This window comes from Novipirellula sp., from assembly GCF_041583735.1.
GTDB lineage: Bacteria > Planctomycetota > Planctomycetia > Pirellulales > Pirellulaceae > Novipirellula.
In genome coordinates, this window is record NZ_JBFHFD010000952.1 from 1 (window position 1) to 2,273 (window position 2,273).

General features: G+C 52.7%; 1 protein-coding gene. It reads right to left on the minus strand.

Translation table 11 applies throughout. The annotated features are described in order from the left end of the window. Positions 1 to 521 precede the first annotated feature (521 nt). On the minus strand, positions 522 to 2,273 hold a 1,752-nt coding region (locus ABX962_RS34940), incomplete at its 5' end, for a redoxin domain-containing protein (protein ID WP_372726277.1).

Below are 2,273 nucleotides of genomic sequence, written 5' to 3' on the forward strand. Positions count from 1 at the left end.
CGCAATCACCAGAAACGATAGCGGCGGCACACGGTACGGTGCAGCGAATGAACCATCGAAGAGTATGCTAGCAACCGTAGAAAAAGACTCGCCAGTCTCGCGTTGATCACGCCCGCCACCTCGGGTTAGGGAGCGAGCATGCAGTCACGCTTGTGCTCTGTCCCCGGGCATCGTCGTTTTACCGAGTGCACTGTCGGTTATTGAATTGGGCAGGAAAATGATAGGGGCAGGAAAATGGGATACCGGAGATGGTCCTGCAATCTGAATATTTTTGCCCCCCCCATCTTTTTGCCTTACGGCGGTGCGGGCTTAGTGGATGTCGCGGAACGATGAGTCGGCTGAGCATCGGTGTTGTATCGCCGGGGGCAGCCTTGGTTACTGATTTGGGCAAAAACATGTAGGGGCAGAAAGAAGGGATACCGTACCAATCGGTATCAGATTAGGTGAGGCGACACTAAGTGAAGTTCTAATTGACGCCGAACAAGCTAGTGTCCCTGCTGCGGACTCAACCTTGTGCGAGATCACTCGTCAAGTAACGCCACCACTGCCGCTTCAAGATCGTCCATCGAGGGATTTGCAATTCGTAGCACGCCATTTCGGTCGACAAGATAGAACGATGGCCAATGCGGCACTGCATACGCGGTGGATGTCTGCTTTTTATCGTCGAGTCCAATTGCCCAAGAGATATCGTTTGCTGCGATGTACTCATTTGCCTTCTCCGCTGCTTTTGTGGAATGCAGCCCGACAATCACGAGTCCGCGTTCAGCATATTTCTCGTGGAATCCTTGCACTTTGGGCATTTGTCTCCGACACGGCCCACACCATATTCCCCAGAACTCAATCAAGACCACCCGGCCGTGAAGCTCAGCCAAATCAAGACTTTGGTCGCGGTTCAACCAGTCCGTGACAGTCAATCTGGGAGCCGTCTCACCTTCAAGAGCGTTGAGCTTCACCCGCTCACTTTCGGTCCCCATTCGCCAAAACTCGTCCGCGTTGTTCTTGGAGCGAGACACTGGAGAATCGCGGAGCAAGATTTCTGTCCGACGGATTGTAGCCATTTGGGGATGACGGTCGTGAACACGCTGCACGATCTCATCCGTCAAGTTAGGCGATCCTATCGTCACGTATCGAATGCTTGAGGCCCGAGCTAACGCCTCTAATCCCTTCTCGGTCGCAAGGGAATTGATTCGAAGCCGACGAAGCGCCGGCCGTTTCATGAGCTCGGTTAATCCTTCGTCCGTAATGACGGTACTTGTAAGTTCAAGATAATCGAGTTTATTGAGTTGCTTGAGATGTTTTACGTCTTCGTCAGTGATAGCACGGCCGCCTTCAATTCGAAGCGTTTTCAGATCTCGGAACTGAGCCAGTTTTGCGAAATCGGCTTCGTCCAAACTGGGACAACCGAAAAGCCATAACTCTGAAAGCGATGGCGCTAGCGTTTCGAGGCTCTTCCATATCGGTTCGCCATCCGCTCTTGGCTCAACGGCCATCAGTCCGAGTCGCCGCAGATTTGGCATGGTTGCTAGTGTTTCGATGCAGCGGGTCGTTACTTGGTTTCCAGTGATCTGTACATGCTCAAGCTTCGCGTTATCGGCAAGCAACGCAAATCCTTCATTGGTGATCCGAGCGTGTGTAAGAGCAAGATCCCGGAGGGAAGGCATCGCAGCGATTGACGCCATGCACGAATCGTCACACTTGCCCGAAAGTTTCAGCTCCTCAAGGCTTGGTAAGGCGGATAGAACATCGACTCCTTCGTTGCTAATCTGCAGATCGCCAACAAGCTGACGTAAGTTTGTGAGAGATCCAAATTGCTTGACAACAGAGTCGTCGAGAACGGTTCCGTAACATTGAAACTGTTCCAATTGTTTGAACAATCCAATGTGACGCAAATCGTCCGTGGAGAGTGCACAATGGCTGACCACCAAACGCCGCAACTTAGGACAGTCGACGGCAAGACGTGCGAGTCCGCTGCCGGTGATCTCTGATCCGGTGACATCGAGTTCCTCCAGATTGGGAAACTGCTTTAAGTGGGCAAGTCCGACATCACTGATTGAAGGGTTTGGAGCATCACCGCGAAATTCAGGATCACCTGCGTAGAGGTTTAGCGTCCGAAGGTTTCCAAGCGATGCGAGATTCGCAATTCCAGAGTCTGTGACTTGTGTGGAGCCGGCGTCAATGGCTTGCAGTGATGAACTACGCGACAGCGTCTCGAGCCCCGCATCCGTCACTGCCGTGCGGTCGAGACCGATCGATTGCAAGTTTGGAAGTGCAGC